General features: G+C 67.7%; 14 protein-coding genes and 5 pseudogenes. 6 read left to right on the top strand and 13 right to left on the bottom strand.

The window, feature by feature from the left end; translation table 11 throughout:
• Positions 1 to 223: 223 nt before the first annotated feature.
• The gene (locus ACGFU7_RS33820) at positions 224 to 766 is read right to left on the bottom strand and encodes an ATP-binding protein (protein WP_393700988.1); all 543 of its coding nucleotides are present in this window, start codon (positions 764 to 766) and stop codon (positions 224 to 226) included.
• Positions 767 to 1343: 577 nt separating this feature from the next.
• On the opposite strand from ACGFU7_RS33820, the gene ACGFU7_RS33815 reads away from it, so the two are divergent.
• Positions 1344 to 1952, top strand: a complete 609-nt coding sequence (locus ACGFU7_RS33815) for a hypothetical protein (protein ID WP_393700986.1) — start codon at positions 1344 to 1346, stop codon at positions 1950 to 1952.
• On the opposite strand, the pseudogene ACGFU7_RS33810 reads toward ACGFU7_RS33815, so the two are convergent.
• Positions 1916 to 2275, bottom strand: a pseudogene (locus tag ACGFU7_RS33810) (transposase); the annotation flags it as partial. The gene ACGFU7_RS33815 and the pseudogene ACGFU7_RS33810 sit on opposite strands and share 37 nt — an antisense overlap.
• A 109-nt stretch (positions 2276 to 2384) precedes the next feature.
• Here ACGFU7_RS33810 and ACGFU7_RS33805 point away from each other — a divergent pair.
• Positions 2385 to 2651, top strand: a pseudogene (locus ACGFU7_RS33805) (transposase family protein); the annotation flags it as partial.
• A 39-nt stretch (positions 2652 to 2690) separates the two neighbouring features.
• Here ACGFU7_RS33805 and ACGFU7_RS33800 read toward each other — a convergent pair.
• The 10 genes and pseudogenes from ACGFU7_RS33800 to ACGFU7_RS33755 all read right to left on the bottom strand — a co-directional run bounded on the left by ACGFU7_RS33800 (position 2691) and on the right by ACGFU7_RS33755 (position 16257).
• Positions 2691 to 3962, bottom strand: a complete 1272-nt coding sequence (locus tag ACGFU7_RS33800) for a phosphatase PAP2 family protein (RefSeq protein ID WP_393701088.1) — start codon at positions 3960 to 3962, stop codon at positions 2691 to 2693.
• A gap of 369 nt (positions 3963 to 4331) precedes the next feature.
• A pseudogene (locus tag ACGFU7_RS33795) lies at positions 4332 to 4636 on the bottom strand (transposase); the annotation flags it as partial.
• 277 nt (positions 4637 to 4913) lie between these two features.
• Positions 4914 to 5132, bottom strand: a pseudogene (locus ACGFU7_RS33790) (LacI family DNA-binding transcriptional regulator); the annotation flags it as partial.
• 77 nt (positions 5133 to 5209) lie between these two features.
• Positions 5210 to 6571, bottom strand: coding sequence for an immunoglobulin-like domain-containing protein (locus ACGFU7_RS33785; protein ID WP_393700985.1), 1362 nt, complete (start codon positions 6569 to 6571; stop codon positions 5210 to 5212).
• 35 nt (positions 6572 to 6606) lie between these two features.
• A complete protein-coding gene (locus tag ACGFU7_RS33780) occupies positions 6607 to 8553 on the bottom strand; it encodes a glycoside hydrolase family 43 protein (RefSeq protein ID WP_393700984.1) in 1947 nt (648 codons plus the stop codon).
• A 217-nt stretch (positions 8554 to 8770) separates the two neighbouring features.
• On the bottom strand, positions 8771 to 10807 hold the full coding sequence (locus ACGFU7_RS33775; protein ID WP_393700983.1) for an RICIN domain-containing protein: 2037 nt from the start codon (positions 10805 to 10807) through the stop codon (positions 8771 to 8773).
• Between the two features lie 55 nt (positions 10808 to 10862).
• Positions 10863 to 12914 carry a beta-galactosidase gene (locus ACGFU7_RS33770; RefSeq protein WP_393700981.1) on the bottom strand — a complete coding sequence of 684 codons (2052 nt, stop codon included), beginning with the start codon at positions 12912 to 12914 and terminating at the stop codon, positions 10863 to 10865.
• A gap of 54 nt (positions 12915 to 12968) precedes the next feature.
• Positions 12969 to 14309 carry an ABC transporter substrate-binding protein gene (locus ACGFU7_RS33765; protein ID WP_393700979.1) on the bottom strand — a complete coding sequence of 447 codons (1341 nt, stop codon included), beginning with the start codon at positions 14307 to 14309 and terminating at the stop codon, positions 12969 to 12971.
• A gap of 74 nt (positions 14310 to 14383) precedes the next feature.
• Positions 14384 to 15325 (bottom strand): carbohydrate ABC transporter permease, encoded by a 942-nt coding sequence (locus tag ACGFU7_RS33760; protein WP_393700977.1) that lies wholly within the window; start codon positions 15323 to 15325, stop codon positions 14384 to 14386.
• Between the two features lie 5 nt (positions 15326 to 15330).
• On the bottom strand, positions 15331 to 16257 hold the full coding sequence (locus ACGFU7_RS33755; protein ID WP_393700975.1) for a carbohydrate ABC transporter permease: 927 nt from the start codon (positions 16255 to 16257) through the stop codon (positions 15331 to 15333).
• 261 nt (positions 16258 to 16518) lie between these two features.
• On the opposite strand from ACGFU7_RS33755, the gene ACGFU7_RS33750 reads away from it, so the two are divergent.
• Complete coding sequence (locus tag ACGFU7_RS33750; protein ID WP_393700974.1) at positions 16519 to 17505, top strand: LacI family DNA-binding transcriptional regulator; 987 nt, start codon at positions 16519 to 16521, stop codon at positions 17503 to 17505.
• A 437-nt stretch (positions 17506 to 17942) separates the two neighbouring features.
• The gene (locus ACGFU7_RS33745) at positions 17943 to 18284 is read left to right on the top strand and encodes a hypothetical protein (protein ID WP_393700972.1); all 342 of its coding nucleotides are present in this window, start codon (positions 17943 to 17945) and stop codon (positions 18282 to 18284) included.
• Between the two features lie 132 nt (positions 18285 to 18416).
• Here the strand turns inward: ACGFU7_RS33745 and ACGFU7_RS33740 are convergent, their stop codons facing one another.
• The gene (locus ACGFU7_RS33740) at positions 18417 to 19007 is read right to left on the bottom strand and encodes a TetR/AcrR family transcriptional regulator (protein WP_393700970.1); all 591 of its coding nucleotides are present in this window, start codon (positions 19005 to 19007) and stop codon (positions 18417 to 18419) included.
• A 157-nt stretch (positions 19008 to 19164) separates the two neighbouring features.
• Here ACGFU7_RS33740 and ACGFU7_RS33735 point away from each other — a divergent pair, with 157 nt between their 5' ends.
• On the top strand, positions 19165 to 20184 hold the full coding sequence (locus ACGFU7_RS33735; protein ID WP_393700968.1) for an aldo/keto reductase: 1020 nt from the start codon (positions 19165 to 19167) through the stop codon (positions 20182 to 20184).
• A gap of 53 nt (positions 20185 to 20237) precedes the next feature.
• A pseudogene (locus ACGFU7_RS33730) lies at positions 20238 to 20528 on the top strand (chlorophyllase); the annotation flags it as partial.
• Between the last annotated feature and the right edge of the window lie 318 nt (positions 20529 to 20846).

Genomic DNA, 20846 nt, shown 5'->3' with positions numbered 1-20846 from the left:
CAACGCGAGCCGCGTGCAGAACATCTGGTCAGCGCGTCGTGGGCACGCATCCGGGCCCTGTGCGCCAGGCACGCCGGCAGCGCGCGACGCCGGTCAGCCGCCACACCTCACTCTCGCCGAGCTCGTCTGCCCATTCCAGTTGCTCGGCCCGGCAGCGGAAGTGTCACCAGGTCGGGGCCTTGGCCTACTGCTTCAGCTTGTTGAACCAGGTGGTGCCGCGTTTTCAGTGGCGTACGGCTGGACCTGCACCCGTTGGTTCGTTCGGGCGACGGCTCTGCTCGGTCCCGCGCGGGGCATGCTCTCGGGGGGCCGTTGTAGTTGGCTGCCGACTATTCGTTCGGAGGGGAACGCAGACGCGTACGAGCTTCCCGCCCAGGTCAGCGTCGGAGTGGACCTCCACTATGCCGCCGACCTCGGATGCCAGATCGTACACAATTCGCATTCCCCGGCCCCCGGTTCCGTCGGGGCTCGCGGCCGACAGAGCTTGAGGGTGGTGAGGATCCCGATCATGGACACTGATGATCAGCTGGTGGTCGGCAGTCTCCAGCGACAGCTCTGCGCGGGGGGAGAGCCGGGCGGCATGTTTGACGGCGTTGGCCACCAGCTCGCCTACGATCAGGAGAGCACGGTCCAGGCTGCCCTCGGTGATGCCCGGCATCCACTGGGTGAGGATGGTTCTGGCCTGGTGCCGCACGGCGGGCACCGACTGCGGGGTGGTGGAGAAGACAGACTCATACCGGACTTTAGGGGTGTGGAGTGTAAACATCTCAGACCTCCGGGGGGGAAAACAGGGTCCTCATCACCCGACTGGGCCATGTGTCTTGGGCGTGAGTTCGAGGGCGCTGATCGGTCGTTGGTTGAGGTCCTGTCGTATTCGGCAGGAGACGCGTCACCGGGAGACACTCCCCCGCGAGCAGCGGGTCCACGGCGTCGGCTGAACATGGACCTCAGTCTTAATGCAGACTGCACCGCTCAAACAGGGGAGAACTACTCAAAAGCCTTAATTAAAAAAGCGTCCGGCAGTAGCCGTCGCTCGGGTCGCCGGCTGGTGGGGCTGCTGTCCCAGCGGTAGTGCGCCTGGGGACCTACTGGATCAGAACACGTAGCGTGACGAAGGTGGCGGCGAGAGAAAACGGGTTGAGCTGCGGGCCGCCCTCAAACACGCCAGCCGAAGCCGAACGGCTTCGGAAGTATTTCCGTGGGGAGTACACACGGCGGCCACAGCTGGTCGAAGATGCCGTGGGCCACAGGTTCTTGCGCTGCCCGGAAGTGTGACAGCGTCGCGAACGGCTCCCGCCGGATCTCTTCGTACAGCAGACTCATCCCCACGACCTTTGCTGGTCATGTGCGCGTTCCTTGGTCGGAGCACAAGACCAGCCGAAGGCCGCTCCCACGTACGGCGGTTACCAGCGCGAGCGATCAAGTTCGAGGGACCATTCGCCCTCAGCCGAGAGAATGAAAACCGCATCCAGGCCGCCACGGACCGGCTCCTGCGCGGCGAGATCCCGCCCGGCGGGAAGCGCGACATCAAGACCCTCACCCGCGAAGCGGACGTCGACCGCACCGCCATCTACGGCACCCACCCCTACGCTCACCTCCGCGTCGAGTTCGAGCGACGCCTTCAGGCCCTGCAGCAGGCCGGCGACATTCCCGACCCGCGCGAAGCCCAGATCACCCGCCTCAAGACGGAGAACGCCAAGCTCAGGGAGCGGCTGGACCGATCGGAGCAGACGATCGACGAGCTCACGGACTACCGCACCCAGGCCCTGGCCCGGCTCGCCGCCCAACACGAAGAGATCATCCGGCTCCCTGCCGCCGGGAACCTGTCAGCCGCGCATCAGCCGTACCAGGGCCGCCGCTGGCCTAATGCGTACGCGGGCAAGCGCCCCTCGGTCGCCTCGCTGTACCGGGCCCTCCCTGGCGGAAGTCGCTGGTCCTTGCCCCGCCCGTAGGTGTGACACAGGATCCGCTGCGGTGAGGTGTGCGCGCTCGGCCGCAGCCAGCAGGTGATATCGGCGGCCAGAGCCCGTCGCAGCCGGGCGATATCCACCCGGCCTGCGGCCAGAGAGTCGTAGAGCCCACCATGCCCGCGACGGTGCTCGCCCACCAATGACAGCTCCACCAGCGACCGGACCGGACCGTCCGCACACAGCACAGCATCGGCCAGCTCGAACAACGCATCCGCACGCAGGGTCAGACAGAAGTAGAACTCACCCCGGAAGCGTGACAGTTCCGCAAACGGATCCTGCCGGACAGCATGATGCAACAGACTCATCCCCACGGCCTTCGTGCTGAGGTTGTGTGTTCCTTGGTCGGAGCACATGCTCAGCCGAAGACCGCCTGCACGTACGGCAGTTACCAGTCCGAGTGATCAAATACGAGGAGTTGTTCGGACCACGGTGATCGCGGACGGCGGCTACCGGGGCACCGGCCTGGTCATCCCGCACAGCCGCGAACCCGGCCAAGCCCAACTCCCGGCCTGGAAAGAGGAAGACAACACCTCCCACCGCAAGGTCCGCGCCCGCGTCGACCACACCTTCGCCCGCATGAAGACCTGGAAGATCCTCCGCGACTGCCGCCTCAAGGGCGACGGCGTCCACCACGCCATGCTCCGCATCGCCCGCCTGCACAACCTCACCCTCGCCGGGTGACGAAGAAACGGCCAGGTCAACGAGCACGTCGTAGATCATTTACGGGACAGCGCTCAGTTCGGGTTGCGGTTCCGGTTGCCGCGCTGGTGCGGCCTTCGGTTCCCACAGTTTGGTGGTTCGTACGTAGCCGTAGACCACTGAGGTCATCGCCAGAATGAGCAGCGGCCCGAACACCCACGGATGTCCGGCCATCTCCATCGGCAGATAGCGATATGACACCAAGAGCGCAGCGAAGACCGTTGCACCGTAGGTGACCAACTGGATTCCTGACCGGTCCCAGCCACGTTCGAGCGAGCGCAGCGCTGCCTCGATCGTGAGTGTAAACACCACGCCGGCGACGATGTCCGCGCCGTAGTGGTAGCCGAAGCCCAGGGTTGCGCCGAGCGTAGCAATCAGCCAGAACGCGCCTGCGAATTGCAGAATCCGTGGGCCCTGGCGGGAATGAATGAAGATCGCGGTAGCCCACGCCGTGTGCAGGCTGGGCATGCAGTTGCGTGGGGTGATCTCGTCGAATGGCATGTGGTGCGGGGTATTGATCGGCGGCGGCATGTCCGGCCACAGGTTGGCCACCGCCCAGTGCCCGCCGTCGGCGCCGTAGGCGAAGATCGGTCCGACCACCGGGAAGATCATGTAGATGCCCGGCCCGAGGAGGCCGATGACCAGAAAGGTGCGCACCAGATGATGGCCCGGGAAGCGACGCTCGACCGCCACGTTACGCAGCTGGTACAGCGCGACGATGACCGCGGCCACCGGAAGCTGAGTGTAGACGTAGTCGAGAAAATGGGCGCCGATCGGGCCGGTGGCCGTGACAATCCGGCCTACCAGCCACGACGGGTTGCCCAGCGCGTGATCGGCGGTTGCCACATATTGGTCGAGCACCGCCGGGCGGGTCTTCGACGTGATGAGTAGCCAGGTATCGCCAGTCTTGCGGCCGGCCACCAGCAGCAGGCCCAGCCCGACGCCCTTCAGCAGCAGGACACGTTCCCGGCCTGTGCGGCGCGTGACAGCGATGACCGCATAGCCCAAAATCACCCACAACGCGCCGTTGCCGAAGGGGTGGCCGTCGGTCACCTTGGCGTCGGCCGCCCACCGCACCAGCAAGAAGGTGACGTCGATGCCGATCGCGGCACCGGCCGCGATGAACCGTTGCCGCCAGGTGAGCACCACCATCATCAACGCCATACTGGCGTACAACAGGAAACCCGATTTGGGGGCGAATACCACCTCTTGCACCTGGGTGGTGATCGGCCCCGGTAGGCCGTAGCGACGCGCGGCGACCTCCAGCGCGATGAGGAATCCGAGGGCCACCACCGCCACCGTGGCCCACAGCGTCGCCCGTGGTTGACGCCACGCGGCGAACGTAAATCTGCAGTTTATTCGCGAAAACACCCGCGATGCTATCGATATCAATTGTTTGGCCGATTTGTTAGATTTTGGTTAAGTAAGTCACTGTTCGTGCCGAATAGCACGGTTTTCCGGTGAAGGGCGGGCGATGAGGGCGATCGCCATGAATTCGATCATGTTATCGGACCGGTGCGGTTGGGTTCGATGGTCACGGTGGTGCGAAGGTCAGTCGATCCTGGCTCGATGGCCCAGCGTCTCGGGAATGACCATGAAACTCTCGACGCCCGGCGGGCATCGAGGGCGACACGGGTTACCCGGTGGCTCTTACTGATCGCTTCAGAATGAGGTTCGGAGTCGTCTCAAGCAGATGATGCTGCAAGCGAGTTGGGGTAGTCCGAGGTGGAGGTCCGCGCGTATCTCGTAGCGGATGCGGAGTCGTTTGAACTGGTGGAGCCAGGCGAAGGTGCGCTCGACGGCCCATCGGGTCTTGCTCAGGCCGGAGCCGTGGGGGGTGCCGCGGCGGGCGATCTTGGGTGTGATCCCAGGGCCCGGATCAGACGGCGGTAATTGTCGAAGTCGCAGCCGCGGTCGGCGAACAGCCGCCGAGGGCGGTGGCGTGGCCGGCCACGCAGGCCACGGACCTCATTCAAATGGCCCGCCATAAGAAGCAACGTCTTACGGGGTTGCCGGATCTGGCTGGTGGTGCCGGCACGAACCGCCGGGCCGTGGCGGCACCACGTGAGCGAAGACCAGGACACGAAGGCGCTCGACCACCCGATCGCCAGTCCCTCGGCGCTGGAGCCGCCGGAGCAGTGGGCGGGCTTCGGCAGACATGACCCGTGGCGCCGGTGACACTGCCGAGCGGCGATCAGGCGACGCTGCTCACCCGTTAACGCCAACGTGGGGACCAGGGCCGCCCCCCAGGCCCGGGACGAGCAGGCCCGCGATCCGGCTGCGGCCCGCGCGCGCCTGGCGCGCTGACTCGCTGCGGACATGGCCGAGCCGGTCGATCACGGACAGGACCCGCGCCCTCGTCTCCGCGGCCATAACATCGGGACGGTTGCCGACGCTCGAGACCGTGCCCACGGACACCCCGGCGCCGCGAGCCACATCCCTCATACTCACCGACTGGGCCACCGGGCAGAGACCTCTGAGAGGACGAGGCGTGTCGGGAAGGCCTTCACACTACCCTCAGACGTCAGAGGCCGTGCCGATCACGATTCGGGAGACATGGGGACACCCCGCAGTCGGGTCATCTCGGCCTTGGTGATCGGCAGGACCGTGCCGTGGCGGGGGCTGGACGGGAGGTCGTAGTCCTTGGACATCGTCCACTTCCCGGAGTCGAGATCGGTGGTCTCGAAGGGGACATAGCCGCGGCCGCCGAACTCATCGATGAAGAGGTACCACTTCTCTTCGGTGTTGGACTTGAAGACGGTCGGGCCCTCACCGCCTGCGATGCCCGGGGCGCCGTCGTCGCCCTTGCCGATGCACTCGGAGACGGAGTCCCAGTCCAGGTCGAGCAGCCGGGTTGCCTTCTCCTCCATGACGAACTTGCCGCACGGCGTGGAGGAGGTGTTGTCCCGCTCGTCCTTGGTGAAGCGGTAGTAGGTGTCCCCCTCCTTGATCACCGTGGAGTCGATCATCGAGGAGCCGGGGTCCTTCCACACCTTGGGCTCGCTGAAGGTGTGGAAGTCGCGGGTGGTGGCGTACATCATGCGGTTGTACGAGCTGCCGTGGTGTTCCGGGTCGTCGTCGGCGTACAGCTTGGAGGCCCAGAAGACGACGTACGCGCCGAGCTCGTCGTCGTAGTACGCCTCCGGGGCCCAGGTGTTGCCCGCGGTGTCGGGCGAGACGCGGACATGGCGCTGGTCGGACCAGTGCACCAGATCGGTGGACTCCCACACCTCGATGTACTTGCTGCCGGTGCGCTGGGCCGCGTCCCAGTCGCCGTTGCCATTGATCTTGAGGTCGGTGGCGATGAGGTAGAACTTGTCGCCCTCGGGCGAGCGGATGATGAAGGGGTCGCGGACGCCCTTGTCGCCCTTGGTGGAGGTGAGGGCGGGCCGGCCATTGTTGAGCTCCGCCCAGTGCAAGGGGTCGTTGCCGCGGCTGGCGGCGAAGTAGATCTGCTCGCCGTCGGCGGTGCCCTCGCCGGTGAAGTAGCTGAAGGCATAGCCCTCGTAGGGCTCCTTCTTGGGCAAGGGCCGTACGGTCAGGTCGAAGCGGCGCTTGGCCTGTGTCCCGCCGAGCCGGACGGTGGCGGTGAGCCGTACCTCTGCCGGCTCGTCGCCGTGGGCCGGGCGGGAGACCTCGCCGGTCTGGGTGACGGTCTCCCCGTCGGTGGATTTCCAGGACAGCCGCGAGTGGTAGAGGCCCTCGGTCGGGAGAGTGAGGTTGCCGCGGACGTCGTCGGCGTCCCGGACGGCCAGGGCCTCGGCGGCCTCGGTGACCTTCCGTTCCTCCGGTGAGGGCGCGTCCCGGGCATAGGACGTGCCGGTGAGCTGGAGCGAGCTGAGGACGAGCACCGCGCAGCCGAGCGCGGCGCGGTGTCGGGTGTGTCCGAGCCGTTGCAGCATGAACAGGTTCCTCTCGTACGAATGCCAGGAGCCGGTCAGTCGTCGGCCTGCGCGACCATCACCCAGCTGAGCTGGATGTCGGGTGAACGGGTGGGGCCGACGTCCAGGCGGATCACGCCGTCCTTGTCGGGGCGGATGTCGCGGTACGCGCCGGCGTCCGGCTCGCCGCTGAACAGGCGCTGTGCGTCGACGACGGTTCCGTTGACGGAGATCCGGGCCGCCCTGTCGGCCCACGGCCAGGGGTCGTAGTAGCCGACGTGGACCGTGTAGGTCCGGCGGGGGTCGAGACCACCGAAGGTGTACGTCAGGTCGCGGTGGGAGACGGCGTACCGAAGCGTCGTGTACATGTCTCCATCGGACACGGTCCGGGGGAGACTTCCCTCGCTGGTGTAGCCCCAGGTCGCGCCGGTGTCCGGGTCCTTGCCGAGCTCCTGCTCCGGCGTCGAGTTCAGCATCTCGCCGTCCTCGTCACCGATGCCCATCACCTTGGTCCAGTCGGAGGTGGCCTCTCCGCCGGCGTTGACGGCGTACCGCAGCCCCTTCGGGACGACGAGGACACTTCGGGTGAAGGTGAGGCCGCCCGCGTCCGTCAATGTGCCGGTCACGGACACGACCCCGGGCCGGGACAGCGGCTCGGTGTCCCAGGTGACCGCCAAGGTGGTGGTCTCGCCGTTCCGGGTGACGCGGGCCCGGCGCGGCAGCCGCCTGTCGTCGCCGAGCCGGACGAACTCCGGCATATGCGCGCGGACGGTGTATCGCTGCTGCGCCTTGAGGTCGTCGAGGGTCCAGGTGTCCCGCCACTCGAGCCGCATCGAGTCGCCCTCCCCGAAGCTGAGCGGCAGCCAGATGTACGGCGAAGTGCCCAGCGAGTCGGGCGTCCACCGGTCTCCCATGAAGACGAACCGGCCGTTCTCGGGGTCGACGGGGATGACCGAGGTGCTCTGCGACTGGAAGGTGTCCTCGGCGCCGTCCCCGTTGACGGGATTGCCGTGGTCGGTCCACTCCCCCAGGATCGACGTCGCCGTCGCATAGCTCGCGGGGTTGGGGCTCCAGCCCGTCGCCCCGGAGGTGATCAGGTAGTAGGTGCCGTCGAACTTGAAGAGCGCGGGCGCCTCACGGTGTGCGCCGATGTACGGGCGGGTGAAGTCGACTCCCTTGACGGCCTTCTCCGGCGGGGTCGCGAGTTGGGTGTACTCGTCGTTGAGCCGCGAGATGAACAGCGAGTAGTTCTCCTCGCTGGAGTAGATGATGTAGGCGGTGCCGTCGTCGTCGACGAACAGGTTCATGTCACGGGCCATGCCGGTCTGGCTCGGGTAGTGGTTCGGCTCGTCGGGCGGTGCGACGTGGAGGCGGTAGCTGTCGATCCAGCGGAACGGTCCGGTCGGTGAGTCCGACACCGCGACTCCGGCCCGGGCCTTGGCGTACTGCGCATTGGACGTCTCCGAGGGGCCGTCCGCGTGCACCCACATCACCCACTGCCGGGTGTGCTCGTTGTAGATGACCTTCGGCCGCTCCAGGATCGCGGGGTTGACGGTGGTGCTGACCTGCTTGGTGCCGAGGTCCCGGTAGACGGCCTCCTTCTGCTCGGCGTCGTAACTGCCGTACAGGGAGCGGAAGTAGTCGTCGGAATCGAACTGGTCCGATGAGTCCATGGACCGCAGCGCGAGCCCCTCGTCCTTCCAGTTGTAGAGGTCGGTCGAGGAGTACACATGGATGCCGGGGCTGTCGTAGTAGCCGTTGCTCCGGACCTCGCCGTACCAGTAGTAGAGCGGCTTGCCGTCCTCGCCCTTGGAGGTGACGACCTGCCCGCCGTGCGCCTGGATGGGTTCGCCCTTGTCGTCCAGCCACGGCTGGCCGGGGCGGAAGGAGTCGTAACGCACCGGCTGTTCGTCGGCGGCGGCCGGCAGGGGCACGAACAGGGCCGCGAGGATCAGGGTGAGTGCTGCTGCGAGGCCGCGCAGGCGCGGCCGGAGTGCTGTCACGGTGGTTCCTCCACCAGTCAATAGCTGCTGTCGAGGGGCCTTGGGGGGAGCATGCCGAGTCTGGTTCGTCCCTGTTCAGCCCTTGATGCCGGTCGGTGCGGTGACGGGGGTGCGCGGCAGCCTGTGTCCGGCGTGGCTGCCGCTGCGGGAGCGCAGGACGCACCATCTGCGACGTACGGCCGGGCCCCACGGCGGATCACCGTGGGGCCCAGTACGTCTACGGAGTCACGTCGGTGACCTTCCACAGTTGGTTCGCCCCGGAGTTGGGCTGCCAGGTGCTGACGGCGGCGCCGTCGTTCGTGGCCTGACCGCCGACTTCCAGGAGCTTGCCGGTCCCGGCGTTGACGAGCGTCCAGGTGCCGTCGCCGGTCGACGACGTGATCCACTGGACGGCCGCGTCACGCCGGCCGGTGTCTGGTTCAACGACCGGTACATCGTTGCGTACGGCAAGACGCTTGCCGCTCGCCGCGCTGGTGAATACGTACCGCTTGCGGTTGTCCGCGTCGTCGCCGCTGATCCGCTGGAGCTGCCACTGCTGGCCTGCGGCGGAGGCGCCGGCCTTGATGACGAGCTTGCTGCCGTCGTCGGCGACGGTCAGGTCCTTGCCGCTCTGCATGCCTGTCAGCTCGTAGGTGCGGCCCTGGCGCAGGGTCGCCGCGTCCTTCGTGACACCGGACACCCCGTCGACGACGAACGAGGTCACCGACTGCGCGGGCACCGTGAAGGTGGCCTTCTTGTCGCCGACCGGGACGGCGTCGTGCCGCTCCAGCTTGCCGGCGGCGCTGGTCACGACGGGCGTGACCGTGGCGTCCTGATCGATCCGGGCGAACTTCGACAGGTCCAGCGTCACGGTGCGGGCGTCCGTGGTGCGGTTGACGTGGACGACGGTGGCGCCCTTGCCGGACTGCGCGACGGCGGCGGCGCTGGAGGTTTCGTCCGTCTTGATCAGCCGGTCGCCCGGCTTGATGTAGTGCGTGAAGTTGCGGGCCGTATCGAACTTCGTGTTCGTTTGGACCGGGCAGCTGGCGAGGGTGTCCTTGGAGGTGCAGCTGAACGGGACCTGGATGCTGCCCCAGTTGCCGCCCTTGGCGGACTCTCCGCCGGGCTTCATGTTGTCGTAGTCCTCGACCGGTTGCCAGAACACCCAGGCGGTGGGCTCCAGTTCGCGCAGGTCGTCCACCATCTGCTGGGCGAGGCCGAGGCCGGGCCGCATGTCGGTGAAGGACTGTCCGTCGCCCCAGTCGCCCTCGACCTCGCTCATCCACAGCGGCTTGTCGGCCGCCTTGGCGAGGTCGCGGACGGTGGTGCGGCCGCCCGTGCCGTACGTGTGGACGTTCATCTGCCCGACGAGGTTCTTCACGTCGGCCGGGTAGCTGTTCCAGTTCGTCGAGAAAATGCCCGGGTTGGTCTCGTCCATGGCCGAGATCTCCGCACCGGTCTTCGCCTTCTTCAGCGCGGGGGCGAGGGCGCGTATGACCTTCTGCTGGAGCTCGGGGCCTATGTGCGCGCCTTCCTGACGGCCGCCGGTCGGCTCGCCGTCGGCGCCCAACGTGGTCTTCCAGTAACCGGTGTTGGGCTCGTTGAACGGGTCGACGGTGTCGACCTTGATGCCCTCCGCCTTCTCCAGGCGCTTCGTGGCGCCCGCCATGTACGCGGCGAAGTCGTCGACCGAGTCGGCCTTGAGCTGGTCCTTGGTCGCGTCGAAGCCGCCGGAGACGTACCCGCTCTCCGTCATGAAGTACGGCGGCGAGTTGCTGAACGTCTCCCAATGGTCGATGTCGTCCTTGATCCGGTCCACCCACCAGCGCTGCGTCGCGTCGGCGTCCGGGTTCCAGTCCGCCGGGTCGTCGGCGCTCCACCAGTCGGTGTCGTCGCGGGTGGCGCCCTTGGGGGCCTTCCACCACCCGTCGACCGCTCCCCCGGCCCTCAAGTAGTCCTTAACGTCAGGGGCGTTGCCGCCGCCGATGTTGTAGCGGGCGATGTTCAGGGCTAGCCCGTCGTCACCGAAGAGGAGGTCGGCGAGCTTCTCGCGGATTTCCTTCGGGTAGCCGCCGGTGACGTTGGCGAACCAGACGAGGCTGGTGCCCCAGCCCTCGAACTTCTGCTGCTGGTACGAGGGGTCGGGGGTCACCGTGACGGCGGCGGTCGACGCTGCGGCCGTCACGGGCGGGGCGGTGGTGAGGGCGGCTCCGGAGACCAGGGCGGCGGTGCCGACGAGGCCGATGAGTCGTCCTGTGCGGGTACGGCGTGCCAACGTGTGCTCCCAAATTGTATGTATGGGCGGATAGTTGGTACTGCTGTGGTGCGATTCAGGGGGCGGGTTGCCGGAGCACGGCGACGCCCCGGGGCGGCAGCACGAGGCCGCCCTCCGCCGCGGGGCCGAGCAGCAGCTCACCGGTCACGCCGGGCAGCGGCACCGGCACATCGCCGCGGTTGACCAGGAAGAGGTAGCGGCTGTCGACGTCGCGGCGCACGGTCAGCTCGACCAGCCCTCGTGCTCCGTCCGGAAGTTCACTGGTGACGCCGGCCGGTGCGAGCAGTTCCGGCAGCAGTGTGGCGAGGCCTTCGGCGCCGAGTCGGGTGGAGACGTACGCGGCCGAACCGCGGCCCGCCGTACAGCGTGTGACGGCCGGGCGGGAGGCGTACGTCCCGCTGCGGTAGCGGGCGAGCACCTCCACATCCAGCCCGGTGACGGTGATCCGGTCGGTCCACAGGCTGCCGGTCGTCGCGTTGTCGAGGTCGACGGTGGCGCCGTCGAGCAGCGGCCCGAACTCCTCGATGCGGATGCCGAGCAGCTCGCGCAGGGCGCCAGGGTAGCCGCCGAGCCAGATGTGGTCGTTCTCGTCGACGACGCCGGAGAAGTACGTGGTGACGAGGTGTCCGCCGCCCTCGACGTACCGGGTCAGCTCCTTGCCGAAAGGCTGGGGCACCACGTGCAGTACGGGCGCGATCACCACGTCGTACGACGTCAGGTCGGTGCGGTGCGCGGGCACCACGTCGGCACGGATGCCGAGCCGCAGCAGCGCGGAGTACCAGTCGAGGGCCTCGCGGTGGTAGTCGAGCCGTGACGTGGGGTGGGAGTCCTGCTCGCTGGTCCACCACGAGTCCCAGTCGAACAGGACGGCCACGCGGGCGGGTTCACGCTCGGCTCCGGCGATCGGTGCGAGCGTTTCGAGGGTCCGCCCCAACGCGGTGACAGAGCGGAACAGTTCGCTGTCGGCACCGGCGTGCGGCACCATCGCCGAGTGGTACTTCTCGGCTCCGGCCGCCGACTGGCGCCACTGGAAGAAGCACACGGCGTCGGCGCCGTGCGCCACGTGCAGCAGCGAGTCCCGCGCCAACTCGCCCGGCTTCTTGGCCAGGTTGACGGTCTGCCAGTTCACGGCGCTGGTGGAGTGCTCCATCAGGAACCACGGGCGATGGCCCGCGATGCCGCTGGTCAGGTTGGCGGAGAAGGACAGCTCGTCGCGGTCCTGCGGGCCGGGGACGACGTAGTGGTCGTTGGCGACGAAGTCGATCGCACCCGAGCCCGCCCAGTCCGCGTAGTCCATGCCCTTCGTGCCGCCCATCACCATGAAGTTGGTGGTCACCGGCACGTCCGGGGTCAGCTCGCGCAGCACCTCGCGCTCCGCGAGCAGATGGTCCTTGAGCGCGTTTGACGAGAACCGCTTGAAGTCGAGCTGCTGCGTCGGGTTGGGGTGCGAGGCGGCGAGGCGCGGCGGCAGGATCTGGTCCCAGTCGCTGTAGCGCTGGGACCAGAAGGCGGTTCCCCAGGCCTGGTTGAGGGCGTCCAGAGTGGTGTAGCGGCGGCGCAGCCAGGCCCGGAAAGCGTGGGCGGCGTCGTCGGAGTAGTCGTAGACGTTGTGGCAGCCCAGCTCGTTGTTGACGTGCCAGGCGACCAGGGCGGGGTGGCCGGCGTAGCGATTCGCCAACTCCCGTACCAGGCGCAGCGCGTGGGTGCGGAAGACCGGCGAGGTGGGCCGCCAGTGCTGGCGCGCGCCTGGCGAGAGCGTCTCGCCGGTCGCGGTCACCGGCAGGATCTCCGGGTGGGCGGTGGTGAGCCACGGCGGCGGGGACGCGGTCGCGGTGGCCAGGTCGACGCCGATGCCGCCCGCGTGCAGCATGTCCATGACTTCGTCGAGCCAGACGAAGTCCCAGGTGTCAGGAGTGGGTTGGAGCCGAGCCCAGGAGAAGATCGCCAGGGAGACGACGTTCACGCCGGCCTCGCGCATCAGCCGGACGTCCTCCTCCCACACCTCCCGCGGCCACTGCTCGGGGTTGTAATCGGCGCCGTAGCCGAGGCGTCGGCTGCCGTCGCTGCCCGCCGGGTACGGGAAACGGGAGGTGAGGGGGGAGGTCATGCAGGTCCTTCCGAGATCCGATGGTGCGAAGGGGAGCCTCAAAGGCTCCGGGGGCTACTTCTCGACGGTGAAGCCCTGCTCCGTGCCGTACTTGACGGACGCGTCCTGCCACGCCTTCAGGCCCTGGGCCAGCTTCGTGCCGGAGATGTAGGCCTTGCCGACGGTGTCGTTGAAGATCGAGTTGGCGTACACCTGGTACGGCAGGTACTTCCAGTCGGCAGGCACGTTCTTCGCGGACTCGGCAAAGACCTTGTTCGCCTTCTGGCCGCCGAAGTACGGGAATTCGGTGTTCTGGAACGCCTCGGAGTTCAGGTCCTTCGTGGTCGCGGGGAACGCGCCGTTCTCGATGCGGGTCTGCACGCCCGCACCGGAGTTGGCGTACTCGACGAAGGCGTACGCGAGTTCCTTGTTCTTGCCGAGCTCGGGCAGCGCGAGCGAGCTGCCGCCGTTCTCCGAGCTGTCCGTCGCCCCCTTGGTCCACTGCGGCATCGGGGCCGCGCGCCAGTCACCGGAGGCGCCCTTCACACCGGAGGCGAAGTTGGCCGGCATCCACGCACCGGTGGGCAGCGTGGCGATGGTGCCGTCGCCGAGGCCCTTGTACCAGTCGTCGCTCCACCCGGCGATCGGGGAGACGAGCTTCTCGTCGATGAGCTTCTGCCAGGTTTCCGTGTACTTCTTCGCGCCCGCGTCGGTGAAGTCGATGCCGACCTTGGTGCCGTCGACCTTGTACGGGTGCGAACCGGCCTGCCACAGAAGGCTGGTGGTCAGGCCCGCGTCGCCGAGGTCGCTGGTGATGTACGCCTTCGGGTCCGCCTTGTGCAGCTTGCGGGCCGCCTCGACGTACTCGTCCCACGTCGTCGGCACGGCGATCTTGTACTTGTCGAAGACCTTCTTGTTGTAGAAGAGCGCCATCGGTCCCGAGTCCATCGGCAGGCCGTAGATGCCGCCACCGGCCTGCACCGAGTTCCACGGGCCCGGCGAATACGCGTCGGCCAACTTTTCGGCACCGTACGACTTGAGGTCGGTGACCGACTTTGTCAGCGCGTACTGGCTGAGCGCGTAGTACTCGATCTGCGCGACGTCGGGGACGCCCTTCTTGGCCGAGATCGCGTTCTGCAGAGCCTTGTACTGGTCGTTGTTGGTGCCCGCGTTGACCAGCTTGATGTCGACCTTCGGATACTTCTTCTCGAAGTCGGCGACGACCTGCTTCAAGGTGGGTTCCCACGCCCACACGGTGACGGTGCCTCCCTTCTTCAGGGCGGCCTGGATATCGGCCGAACCGACCTTCTTCTGGCTGGAGTTGTCGTCGTCGGAGCTGCCGCAGGCGGTCACCCCGAGGGCGAGGGCGCAGACGATACCGATGCCGCGCAGCAGGCGGCGGGGGTGCTTGGGCATGGCGATGCTTCCACTTCGTCGTGGTCCTACAGAGTGTTTTCAGAAACGGTGAAGGCTGAACATCTTTGCTGCGTCTACTCCTTGACACTTCCGGCAGCGAGACCGGACTGCCAGTACTTCTGGAGCAGCAGGAACGCGGCGATCAGCGGCACGATGGTGATCAGCGAGCCGGTGATGACCAGGTTGAACACGACCTCGCCACCGGCCGCGTACGCCTGCTTGTTCCACGCGTCGAGTCCGACGGTCAGCGGGTACCAGTCGGGGTCCTTCAGCATGATCAGCGGCAGGAAGTAGTTGTTCCACGTCGCGACCGTGGTGAAGAGCAGAACGGTGACCGTGCCGGGCGCGAGCAGCGGCAGCGCGACCTGGAAGAAGGCGCGCACCTCGCTCGCGCCGTCGATGCGGGCGGCCTCCATCAGTTCGGTGGGGATCGCCTCGGTGGCGAACACCCACATCAGATACAGGCCGAACGGCGAGATCAGGGACGGGATGATGACCGCCCACGGCGTGTCGGTCAGGCCGATCTTGCTGAACATGAGGAATGTCGGGACGGCCAGCGCCGTCGTCGGCACCGCGACCGCGCCGATGACGACCGCGAACACGCCCCGCTTGCCCGGGAAGTCGAACTTGGCGAGCGCGTACCCGCCGAGAACGGCCAGGAAGGTGGCGCCGCCCGCGCCCACCACCACGTACAGCAGGGTGTTGAGGAGCCAGCGGCCGAAGACACCGTCCTGGTACGTGAAGGTCTGGGTGATGTTGTCCCACAGGGCGAAGTCCCCGTCGAACCACAGGCCGAACGAGCCCGCCAGGCCCTGCTGTGTCTTGGTGGCGCTGATCAGCAGCCACAGCAGCGGTACGAGGCTGTAGAGCAGGACGAGAACGGTGAGCACGGTCAGCAGGACACTCCGCTTGGGGCGTCCCGGGGTATGGCGGCGCGGGGCCCGCAGGCGCGGGGCGGCGGACTTCGGCGGCGTCGCGGGCCGGGAAGCGGTGGTGGTACTGCTCAGTCCAGTCATTGGGCTCACGCTCCCTTGCGCATGCCGCGCAGCTGGACGACATAGGCGACGATCATGGTGATCACGCCCATGACGATGGCGACCGTCGCGGAGTAGTTGTGCTGCTGGCCCGAGAAGGACAGCGAGTACGTGTAGTAGTTCGGGGTGTAGTCGGTGGTGATCGCGTTCGGTGCCAGCTTCTGGAGGATGGCGGGCTCGTTGAAGAGCTGGAAGCTGCCGATGATCGAGAAGATGGTGGCGATGACGAGCGCACCGCGGATGGCCGGCAGCTTGATCGCCGAGATGACGCGCCACTGTCCCGCGCCGTCGATCTCCGCCGCCTCGTACAACGAGTGCGGGACTACACGCAGCGCGGCGTAGAAGATCAGCATGTTGTAGCCGACGAACTCCCAGGTCACGATGTTGCCGATGGACGCCAGGATCAGGTCGGAGGAGAGCGGGTCGGGCAGCTTCACGCCGAACGCGTCATTGATGTCGCCGACCAGGCCGAAGCGGGTGCCGTAAATGAAGCCCCACATGAGGGAGGCGACGACGGCGGGCACCGCGTACGGCAGAAAGACGGATATCCGGAAGAAGTCCTTGCCGTAGAGGCGGCCGCTGTCGAGGGCGAGCGCGATCAGCAGGGCGAGGCCCAGCATGATCGGCACCTGGATCAGGAGGAACAGGCCGACGCGCCCGACCCCGTCCCAGAACTGACTGTCCTGCAGGGCCTGTTGGTAGTTGTCGAGGCCCACGAAGGTGGTGCCGCCGATGAGCTGGGTCCTGAAGAGGCTCAGATAGATCGAGTACCCGAGCGGCGCCAGGAAGACCAGCGTGAAGACAAGGACGAAGGGGCCGATGAACCCCCATCCCGCCCACGAGCGGCGCGCCCGCCCGGCCGGTGGTCCGGCCGGGCGGCGCCCTGTGGCCGCCGACGGTTGAAGCGTCGTCATCTCGCGTCCCTCGCTCATACATCCCTCGCGGGTGGTGACCCTGATGTTTGCGTAACCATTTCGACGCGCAAGGAGCCGACGGCTGTTATGGTTACGTAAACATTCGGTGGCGGCATGTCTACACCGCCCCGTTGATCACGGTCAAGAGTCCGTCTCTCGGTATACGAACGAGACAGCTGGTGAGGGAAGACGGTGGGAGCAACGGACGGCGCCCCGGCGCGAGGCAGGGCCGGTGGCCGACGCCGTACACAGAACGCGTCGATGGCGGACGTCGCCCGGGTCGCGGGTGTCTCCTCGCAGACGGTGTCCCGCGTCTCGAACGGCTTCCCCGGCGTCAACGAGGAGACGCGGCAACGGGTGCTCGCGGCGATGAAAGAGCTCGGCTACCGGCCCAACAGCGCGGCCCGCGCGCTCAAGCGGGGCGACTTCCGCACGATCGGCGTGATCACATTCACGCTGTCCACGACGGGCAACGTGCGCACACTGGAGGCCATCGCAACATCGGCCGCACAGGAGGGGTACTCGGTCACGCTGCTGCCGGTCGCGGTCCCCACCCAGGACGAAGTGCGCGGCGCCTTCTCCCGGTTGGGGGAGCTGGCGGTGGACGCGGTCATCGTCATCATGGAGGTCCATCTGCTCGACTCGGCGAGCCTGTCGCTGCCGCCGCACGTGAAGATCGTGGTCGCGGACTCGGACGCCGGAGACCGGTACGCGGTCGTCGACACCGACCAGGCGGGCGGCACGCGGGACGCCGTGCTGCACCTGCTCGACCTCGGTCACCGCACGGTGTGGCACCTCGCCGGACCGGAGGCGTCGTACGCGGCGCAACGTCGAACAGACGCCTGGCGCAAGACACTTGAGGAGGCGGGCCGCGTGCCACCACCCCTCGTGCGCGGCGACTGGTCGGCGGAGTCGGGCTACCGCGCGGGCCTCCACCTGGCCGAACAGGACGACTGCACCGCGGTGTTCGCCGCCAACGACCAGATGGCGCTCGGCCTGCTGCGCGCCCTCGACGAGCGCGGCCGCAAGGTCCCCCAGGACGTCTCGGTCATCGGCTTCGACGACATCCCGGAGTCGGGCTCGTTCCTTCCCCCGCTGACCACGGTCCACCAGGACTTCGCCGAGGTCGGCCGCCGCTGCGTGGAGAGCGCTCTGCGCCAGGTGCGGCTGGGCGAGGCCGAGCGGGGAACGACGCTGGTGCCCACGCGGCTCGTGGTACGGGACAGCACGGCGCACGGACGCGGCTGACGATGTGCCGGTGGCCGGGGAACGTGGAGGCGGCCACCGAAGTGGTCGGCCTCCTTGCAGCCGACGTCGTGGCGCACGCGGACCCCGGCCCGCGAGGCAAGCACTGGGCATTGAAGCGCTGCGGGTGGGTGATGACGCGGCCGGAGGCGTCGTCGGGGGCGTCCATGGCGGAGCCGGTGGCCACGTTGACGTAGCCCACGGAGTAGGTGTTCGCGGGACGGCCGGGCGACGGGGGCACCGGTCGTCCGGGGGCGTTGAACTCGACGGGGAAGTGGTCCGAGCCGAGTCCGCGGGGCACCCTGGCCTGCATACTCGGGGTGCCGTTTGGTGAGGGCGTAGTCGAGTTCGCTGTCGTTTTGGTGGGTGGCCCGGTCGGGCCGGGCGAGGATCTCGTTCGCCTGGGCGCCGGCAGTGGTCCGGGCCGTCTGGATGTACTGGTGGCGGATGTCGGTGTTGTAGTCGCCGAGGATGACGCAGGTCTCACCCGGGCGCACATCGGCGCGGATCGCGGCGAGGAGTTGCCGGTAGTCGGAGGCGCCGCCGTCCCGCACCACTACGCCTTCACCATGTCCCGCCAGCTCGGCAGCGCCACCGGCATCGCCCTGCTCGCCACCGTTGGCACCACGCGCACGATCGCCGGCCGCTCCATGCCGAACCTGACCGCCTACCACACCGCGTTCCTCGTCGCCGTGCTCCTTGCCGTCCTGCCCGCACTGACCGTCGAGGACGCCGACGCCGTGAGTGACGCACCCTCAAGTTCCGTGAAGAGCTACGAGTGATGGGCGGCGGGTCATGCCTGCCGGGGTACCACACGTTCGCCGACCTGCGAAACGTGATCACGTCCGGGGCTCTCGCGGAACTCTCGCACATGACCGTTTACGCGAGGACCCTGTCATTCACGGGTGCCGCGGTCAGCGCGGTTGGCGTAGTCCCGCGACGAGGAGCGCGACCAGTTGGCGTGCGTCGTAGCGGGGGTCGCTGTCGGCGCCGATGCAGAGGTTTCCGATGCCGCGCATGAGTTGGTAGGCGTCGAGGCCGGAGCGGATCTCACCGGAGGCGGCGGCAGCGTCGAGGAGCTGGGTGCACACCGGCAGGAGGCGGTCGAGGAAGTAGGCGTGCAGCGTTTCGAAGCCGGCGTTGTCGGTCTGCAGTGCGGCCGCGAGGCCGTGCTTGGTGACCAGGAAGTCGACGAAGAGGTCGACCCACCGTCCGAGGGCGGCGTGAGGTGTCGGGCTGGCTGCCAGCAGGGCCGGGCCGGCCTCGGCGCAGGCGTCGACCTGGTGGCGGTAGACGGCGATGACGAGGTCCGCCCGGGTGGGGAAGTGGCGGTAGATCGTGCCCAGCCCGACGCCGGCCTTGGCCGCGATGTCGCGTACCGGCGCTTCCACGCCCGAGGTGACGAAGACCGCGGCGGCCGCATCCAGCAGGGTCTGCTGGTTGCGCCGGGCGTCCTTGCGCTTGGACTGGGCCGCGTGCCCCGCGCCCTCGTCGCTGTCGTTCACCGCGCCACTTCCTCTGCTAACGAGCTTGCCAAAGCGGAACAGCGTTCCGTATCGTCAACCGGAACAAGGTTCCGTTTGCTCATGATGTCAGAGCAGGGGCCCGACAACCAAGCCATGCATTGCCACCACGCTTCACCCGCAATGGAGGAACACGGTCATGCAGTACCGCACCTTGGGCCGCACCGGTGTGCAGGTCAGCTCCCTCGCGCTCGGCGCGATGAACTTCGGCAAGATCGGGCGCACCACCCAGGACGAGGTCACCGCCATCGTCGATGCCGCTCTCGAGGGCGGGATCAACGTCATCGACACCGCCGACGCGTACAGCGGCGGCGAATCGGAAGAGCTGGTCGGCAAGGCCATCGCCGGCCGTCGCGACGACATCGTGCTGGCCACGAAGGCAAGCCTGCCGATGGGTGACGAGCGCAACCATCAGGGCAGTTCGCGCCGCTGGCTGGTCACCGAGTTGGACAACAGCCTGCGCCGCCTCGGTGTCGACCACGTCGATCTCTACCAGATCCACCGGTGGGACCCGAGCACCAGTGACGAGGAGACGCTGTCGGCGTTGACCGACCTGCAGCGCGCGGGAAAGATCCGTTACTTCGGCTCCTCGACGTTCCCCGCCTACCGCATCGTGCAGGCCCAGTGGGCCGCTCGCGAGCATCACCTGAGCCGTTACGTCACCGAACAGCCCAGCTACTCGATCCTGCAGCGCGGTATCGAAACCCATGTGCTGCCCGTGACCGAGCAGTACGGGCTCGGTGTGCTGGTGTGGAGCCCGTTGGCTTCGGGCTGGCTGTCGGGCGCGATCCGCGAGGGCCGGTCCATCACCACCAGCCGCTCCACGTTCCTGCCGCAACGCTTCGACACCGCCATCCCCGCCAACCGGGCCAGGCTCGATGCCGTCGAGCAGCTGGCCACGGTTGCCCACGAGGCCGGCCTGACCATGATCCAGCTCGCGCTCGGATTCGTGACCGCGCATCCCGCCGTGACCAGCGCGCTCATCGGTCCCCGCACACTGGACCACCTGCACCCGCAGCTCGCCGCCGCTGACACCGTGCTCTCCGCCGACGTGCTCGACGCGCTCGACGCGATTGTCGCTCCCGGCACCGACCTGGCCGCGCACGAGAAGAACGACACCCCGCCCGCGCTGCTCGACCCGGCACTGCGGCGCCGCTGACCGCCGGGCTCACCGTGCCACAAGTGTGAAGAATCTGAACGGAAGGCGCTTCCATGTCCGACTCGAACACCGCAAACGCGCAGAAGAACGGTGGGGCGCCCACCACGGTGGTATCCGCGAAGCCGGTCGTCCTGTCCGCCCCGGGCCGCGGTGAGGACCTCCAGGTCCGCGTGTCCGCCCCCGCGACCGGCAGCGATTTACCCGTCATCGCCTTCTCGCACGGCTTCGGCTGGTCGATGAACGGCTACGCCCCGCTGGCGGACTTCTGGGCCGCTCACGGCTTCGTGGTCCTGCAGCCCACCCACCTCGATTCCAGGACGCTCGGCCTTCCTGCGCAGCGCCCTCTACGCCGAGGACACCAGCTGGAAGACGGCGGCCGCCGCACTGGAGGAAGACCCCAACCCGCTGGGGAAGCTGCAGAGTAAGTAGGCACGGTCTGCGCGCAGGAACGAAGTCGAGCGGCTGATCAACAAGTTGAAGGGCAACCGGGCGGTTGCTATGCGCTTCGACAAGAGGGCGAGCCGGTCCCGGCGGCCCAGAATCTCCCGCCATCCGTCCCAGCGGACGGCCGGCTCCACCGCCTCAGCGGGCAGCCCCTTCAGCCGGCCGAGAGCGGAGTCGCTCCCTGTCACGAGGTAGTTCAGCACCTGGTGCGGGGGCGA

Source organism: Streptomyces sp. NPDC048473 (genome assembly GCF_043200155.1).
Lineage (GTDB): Bacteria > Actinomycetota > Actinomycetes > Streptomycetales > Streptomycetaceae > Streptomyces.
Note: the sequence above shows the minus strand (reverse complement) of the source record. Positions and strands in the feature narration are given on the sequence as shown.

Coding starts and splice junctions, on each gene's coding strand:
- ACGFU7_RS33770 (WP_393700981.1), bottom strand. CDS start 12,914: ATGACCTCCCCCCTCACCTCCCGTTTCCCGTACCCGGCGGGCAGCGAC.
- ACGFU7_RS33750 (WP_393700974.1), top strand. CDS start 16,519: ATGGCGGACGTCGCCCGGGTCGCGGGTGTCTCCTCGCAGACGGTGTCC.
- ACGFU7_RS33815 (WP_393700986.1), top strand. CDS start 1,344: ATGTGCGCGTTCCTTGGTCGGAGCACAAGACCAGCCGAAGGCCGCTCC.
- ACGFU7_RS33760 (WP_393700977.1), bottom strand. CDS start 15,325: ATGACTGGACTGAGCAGTACCACCACCGCTTCCCGGCCCGCGACGCCG.
- ACGFU7_RS33820 (WP_393700988.1), bottom strand. CDS start 766: ATGTTTACACTCCACACCCCTAAAGTCCGGTATGAGTCTGTCTTCTCC.
- ACGFU7_RS33755 (WP_393700975.1), bottom strand. CDS start 16,257: ATGACGACGCTTCAACCGTCGGCGGCCACAGGGCGCCGCCCGGCCGGA.
- ACGFU7_RS33735 (WP_393700968.1), top strand. CDS start 19,165: ATGCAGTACCGCACCTTGGGCCGCACCGGTGTGCAGGTCAGCTCCCTC.
- ACGFU7_RS33765 (WP_393700979.1), bottom strand. CDS start 14,309: ATGCCCAAGCACCCCCGCCGCCTGCTGCGCGGCATCGGTATCGTCTGC.
- ACGFU7_RS33785 (WP_393700985.1), bottom strand. CDS start 6,571: ATGCTGCAACGGCTCGGACACACCCGACACCGCGCCGCGCTCGGCTGC.